The 5,011-nt window shown below is 71.9% G+C and carries 4 protein-coding genes and 1 pseudogene; 1 reads left to right on the top strand and 4 read right to left on the bottom strand.

Annotated elements, in window-relative coordinates:
- Positions 1–225, bottom strand: a 225-nt coding sequence (locus B9O00_RS31840; protein WP_143596441.1) for a helix-turn-helix domain-containing protein, incomplete at its 3' end; no start/stop codon positions are given.
- A 177-nt stretch (positions 226–402) separates the two neighbouring features.
- Here B9O00_RS31840 and B9O00_RS31845 point away from each other — a divergent pair.
- Positions 403–1,560, top strand: a complete 1,158-nt coding sequence (locus B9O00_RS31845) for a tetratricopeptide repeat protein (protein ID WP_085127457.1) — start codon at positions 403–405, stop codon at positions 1,558–1,560.
- A 210-nt stretch (positions 1,561–1,770) separates the two neighbouring features.
- Here the strand turns inward: B9O00_RS31845 and B9O00_RS31850 are convergent, their stop codons facing one another.
- From B9O00_RS31850 to B9O00_RS31860, 3 genes and pseudogenes are all read right to left on the bottom strand, one after another.
- Positions 1,771–3,204 carry a multicopper oxidase family protein gene (locus B9O00_RS31850; protein ID WP_085127459.1) on the bottom strand — a complete coding sequence of 478 codons (1,434 nt, stop codon included), beginning with the start codon at positions 3,202–3,204 and terminating at the stop codon, positions 1,771–1,773.
- A gap of 184 nt (positions 3,205–3,388) precedes the next feature.
- Complete coding sequence (gene pobA / locus B9O00_RS31855) at positions 3,389–4,567, bottom strand: 4-hydroxybenzoate 3-monooxygenase (protein ID WP_085127461.1); 1,179 nt, start codon at positions 4,565–4,567, stop codon at positions 3,389–3,391.
- 114 nt (positions 4,568–4,681) lie between these two features.
- Positions 4,682–5,011, bottom strand: a pseudogene (locus B9O00_RS31860) (IS481 family transposase); the annotation flags it as partial.

Consider the following 5,011-nt stretch of genomic DNA (forward strand, 5'->3'; position numbering starts at 1 on the left):
CGCCTGGATCGCCACCGGCGTCTCGTTCGGCGAATGCAGCGGCCGGCGCGAGCGGTCCTCCAGGCCCGCCAGGCCCGCCGCGCGATAGCGCGCCAGCCAGCGATAGCCGACCGTCGGGCTGATCCCGAAGCGCCGGCACAGAGCGCGCTTGTTCGCCCCCTCCCGGCTCGCCAAAAGCACGAACTCCCGACGCTGCGACACGATCGACACCTCCTGCCAGGGCATCGAAAGCCTCCCTCATGAGACCCTCAATGCCGATCAGAATGCGTCCACCATGTCCCCGAACACCCGTCCACCATCTCTCCGGTCTATACAGACAAGCTCAGGGTGAAGCGAATGAGAGCGGGGCGCGGAGCCAGTGCGGAATGGCGCCGCCGCCGGGAATCCTCTAAGCCTCACCCCATGACGACTGCCGCCGAGGACCGCCGCCGCCGCGCCGTCGCGCTCTCGACCGAGGGCCGGCATGAGGAGGCCGCGGCGCTGCTCGGGCCGGTCGTCGCGGCACCCGAGGCCGAGCCGGCCGACGTGCTGATCCTCGGCCTGGTGCTGTCGAACGCCGGCAAGGTGCGCGAGGCGGCGCAGGCGCTCTACCGCGGCACCCAGCGCTTCCCGGGCGAGGCGGTGCTGCACGAGAACCTCGGCGTGCTGCTGATCGGCCTGGGCGGCTTCGCCGAGGCGGTGCACGCCTTCGGCCGCGCGGTCGAGCGCGGCGGCGACAACGCCAACGTCCGGGACGGCCTCTGCACCTGCTTCGCCCAGCTCGGCGACGCCGAGGCGGCGCGCCGGCAGGGCGTCGCCTCGCTCGAGGCCAAGGACCGCCAGGCGCTGGCCGCCGGGCCGGTCTTCCCGCTGCCCGCGGGGGCGCCGGCTCCCTTCGACCCGACCGAGCCGCAGCGCAACGTCATCGCCTTCAGCCTCTGGGGCGCGAAGGAGCTCTACTGCGAGGGCGCGCTGCGGAACGCCCGCCTGATCCCCGAGCTCTATCCCGGCTGGACCGCGCGCTTCTACTGCGACGAGACGGTGCCCGCGGCGGTCCGCGAGGGCCTGGCCGCGGCCGGTGCCGAGGTGCTGCTGCGGCCGCGGCCGCAGCGCATCTTCGACGGCCTGCTCTGGCGCTTCGAGCCGGTCGGCGACCCTGCCGTCGCGCGCTTCCTGGTGCGCGACGCCGACTCCCTGGTCTCGGTGCAGGAGCGTGTCGCGGTCGACGCCTGGCTGGCCAGCGGCCGGCACTTCCACGTGATGCGCGACTGGCTGACCCACACCGACCTGATCCTGGCCGGCCTGTGGGGCGGCGTCGGCGGCATCCTGCCGCCGGTCGAACGGCTGGTCGCCGACTTCCGGCCGTTCCGCGGCGCCAACCTGCACTTCGACCAGGACCTGCTGCGCATCATGGCCTGGCCGACGGTGCGCCAGTCGGTGCTGATCCACGACAGCTACTTTCCCTGCCTCGGCAGCGAGCCCTTCCCGGCCCTCGGCCGCCTGCCGGCCGGCTGGCGCGTCGGCCAGACCTGGACCGGCCGCAAGCTCAAGGCGCCGGAGGCGGTGGATCGGCGGCGGTAGGAGGCTTCGGCTTCTGCGCGTGCCGGCCCGGCACGGCGGCTCTCTCTCTCTCTCTTCGTCATCCTCGCGAAAGCGAGGATCCAGAGAAAAGTGCCGCCGACGCGAGCCGATGGCCGTCTGTGCGAGCGTCGCCGTTCTCTGGATCCTCGCTTTCGCGAGGATGACGGTGAGAAAAAAAGGAACGACGAAGAGCGAAAGAGGGCGCCGCCCTCATGCCACCCTGACCAGCCCCATCATCCCGGTCTCCTGGTGCTCGATGATGTGGCAGTGGAACATCCAGTCGCCGGGGTTGTCGGCGACGAAGGCGACGCGGCGGCGCTCGCCGGGGGCGACCAGGGTGGTGTCGGCCCAGTGGACCGGCAGCTCGGCATCGTCGGAGCTCCAGAACACCTTGAAGCTGTGGCCGTGCAGGTGGATCGGGTGGAAGTGCTTGGAGATGTTGTTCAGCTCCAGCACGTAGGTCCGGCCGCGCTGCAGCGTCGCCAGCGGCGCCGGCGGGTGGGCGTGGCCCTCCTGCGGCCAGGTCTGGCGGTTGATCGCCCAGAGCGTGCGGGGATTGAGGCAGAGCGCGTCGGCGAAGGGCAGGCCGGCCAGCTCCGGCGGCGGCGCCGAGGGGCCGGGCGCGGTCGAGAAGACCATCGGCACGACCGGCGCGCCCTCGATCTGTGGCTCGGGCAGGAAGGGGCCGGTCAGGTGCGTCGGCTCGAAGGGCGCGCGGCGCCGCGGCTGGCCCGTCGTGACCAGGCGCGCCAGCACCTTCGGCTTCGCGGCGCGCTGGTTCAGCACCTCGACGACGGCGCCGGGCCGATCCGGCGTGCGCAGCGCCAGGTCGGCGCGCATCGCCGGGCCCATGCGCCAGTTCTTCAGCTCCAGCGGCGGCAGCGGCTGGCCGTCGCTGGCGACCAGCCAGGCCTCGGCGCCGTGCAGCCCCAGGCCGAGCAGGCGGGTGTTGTCGAGGTTGAGGAAACGCAGGCGCAGGTCGGCGCCGGCCGGCACCTCGAAGACCGGCTGCCGCTCCTTGGTGACGACCTCGCCGTTGACCGTGGTCAGGCTGCCGAAGGTGCCGGCGTTGGCCGCGCCCTTGAGCGTCAGGAAGGGGCCGAGCGTGCCGTCGGGCGCCAGGTCCCAGTCCTTGTAGGCCAGCACCAGGTCGGCGTCGAAGGGCCGCGCCTCGTCGCCCTCGACGACCAGCACGCCGGCCAGCCCCCGGCCGAGCTGCTCGACGGTGTTGCAGTGCGGGTGGAAGAAGAAGGTGCCGGCGTCGGGCGGCGCGAAGCGGTAGGTGAAGCTTTCGCCCGGCTCGACCGGCGGCTGGGTGATGTAGGGCACGCCGTCCATGGCATGGGCGATCCTGAGGCCGTGCCAGTGCACCGTCGTGTGCTCGTCCGGCAGCCGGTTCTCCAGGGTGATCTCGACCGGCTGCCCCTTCTTCAGGCGCAGCACCGGCAGGACCGTCCCGTTGTAGAGCCGGAGGCGGCTCGCCTGCGGCTGCTCCGGCGTCAGCCTGCGCGCGACCTGGCCGGCGACCAGCCGCGTCGTCACCGCCCGCTCGCCCACCGCCGGCCGGGCGCCCACCGCAGCCAGCCCGCCGACGGCGAGGGCGCCGGTCAGCAGGGCGCGGCGGGTGAGGGGGGCGGGAGGCATGGCGGCGACACTAGGGAAGTTGCGAAGCGTTCGCAACTCCGGCTTCGCGCCCCAGATCCGCCTCCCATTCGCTTCATGGTGAGCCTGTCGAACCATGGAGCGAACCGGGCACGGTCCCGGCCGATTTCGCTTCGCGGTTCGACGGGCTCACCGTGAAGCGAAGGGGAAAGGCGGCGTCCGGCTTCTACAGCGGCAGCCCGACGTAGTTCTCGGCCAGGGTCGTCAGGGCCGCCTCGCTCGACAGCACGTACTCCAGCTCGGCCTGGCGGACGCGGTCCTCGAAGGCCTGGGCCGGGCCGAAGTTGTGCAGCATCGAGGTCATCCACCAGGAGAAGCGCTGGGCCTTCCAGATGCGGGCGAGGGCCTTGGCCGAATAGGCCTCGAGCGCGTCGCCGCTGCCCGTCCCGTAGAAGTCGATGAGTGCGTCCGAGAGGTAGTGGACGTCGGAGGCGGCGAGGTTCAGGCCCTTGGCGCCGGTCGGCGGCACGATGTGGGCGGCGTCGCCGGCCAGGAACAGGCGGCCGTGGCGCATCGGCTCGGCGACGAAGGAGCGCATCGGCGTGACGCTGACGTCGGTGACCGGGCCCTCGTTGATCAGGTGGCCGCTGTCGCCGAGGCGCAGGCGCAGCTCCTCCCAGATCCGCGCGACCGGCCACTCCTCCAGGTCCTCGTCGGGCCGGCACTGGATGTAGTGGCGCGAGATCGTCTCCGAGCGCATCGAGCAGAGCGCGAAGCCGCGCGGGCTGCGGGCGTAGATCAGCTCGTCCATCGCCGGCTTCGCCTCGGCCAGGATGCCGAGCCAGGCGAAGGGGTAGCTGCGCTCGAAGACCGTGACCGCGCCCTCGGGCAGCGAGCCGCGGCAGATGCCGTGGAAGCCGTCGCAGCCGGCGACGAAGTCGCAGGCCAGCGTGTGCTCGACGCCGTCCTTGCGCCAGGTGACGCGCGGCCTCTCGCCGTCGATGTCCAGCGGCCGGACCTCCTCGGCCTCGAAGACCAGCGGCAGGCCGGCGGCGAGGCGCGCGGCGATCAGGTCCTTGGTGACCTCGGTCTGGCCGTAGACCGTGACCTTCTTGCCGCCGGTCATGGCCGACATGTCGATGCGCGTGCGCCGGCCGTCCAGGCAGATCTCGACGCCGTCGTGGACCAGGCCCTCGCGCGCCAGGCGCTCGCCGACGCCGATCTCCTTCATCAGGTCGACGCTGTGCTGCTCCAGCACGCCGGCGCGGATCCGCGCCTCGACGTAGGCGCGGTCGCGGCGCTCCAGGATCACCGCCTCGATGCCGTGCTGCGCCAGGCGCTGGCCGAGGATCAGGCCGGCCGGCCCCGCGCCGACGATGGCGACCTGCGTGCGTGTCTCGGTCATCGGGTGCTCCTCCGGATCGGCTTCTTCGTGTTGTTATATCAACATGCCCGATCCGGAGACGGCTGTCACGTGGCGCGAGACCCCCCCGATTCGCTTCACCCTGAGCTTGTCTGTTCAGACCGGGGACATAGTGGACACCCGTTCGGGGACATTGTGGACGGGTTTGAGCTCAGTCTGCTCGGTGAGGTCGAGGGACGCCAGCTTCTGATGGCAGAAGAAGATGTCGAGGCGTCCGTCGATCTGGGTGGGGCGCAGGGCGACCGGGGTGCCACGGAAGGCCTTGCCGATCTTGCGGCGCCGCCCGCGGTAGCTGATCCAGCCGTTCTGGTCGACCCAGCGCACGACGTCCTCGGGCTCGTACTCGATCGCCGGCAGGCGCTCGGGCAAGGCCCGCCGGCTGGGCTGGTAGCGCTCGACGGGGACCTTCATGCCGATCGCCTCGTG

The organism is Tistlia consotensis USBA 355 (genome assembly GCF_900177295.1).
Taxonomy (GTDB): domain Bacteria; phylum Pseudomonadota; class Alphaproteobacteria; order Kiloniellales; family DSM-21159; genus Tistlia; species Tistlia consotensis.